Here is a 264-nt window from a genome sequence, read left to right on the forward strand (position 1 = left end):
GGGCATCACCCCCATCGACCAGCTGGTCTGCCGAATCCAGTTCCGCAAGGCACATTACGAAGGGTTCTACACACCGCCCAGCAGCGATCACCACTCCATCGAATACCCCGGCTACAACGGTGGCTCGGACTGGGGCAGCGTGGCCATCGATACGCGGCGTGGCGTGATCGTGGCCAACTACAACGACATGCCCAACTACAACCGGCTGGTGCCGCGCGCCGAAGCCGACCGCAAGGGCTGGCTGCCGCGCGAGCAGATGCGCGC

1 pseudogene is annotated in these 264 nt (G+C 65.2%); it reads left to right on the forward strand.

The features are described from left to right. Window positions 1-264: pseudogene (locus tag FQ664_RS26235) on the forward strand (membrane-bound PQQ-dependent dehydrogenase, glucose/quinate/shikimate family); the annotation flags it as partial.

It is taken from the genome of Pseudomonas persica (genome assembly GCF_900291015.1).
Taxonomy (GTDB): Bacteria; Pseudomonadota; Gammaproteobacteria; order Pseudomonadales; family Pseudomonadaceae; genus Aquipseudomonas.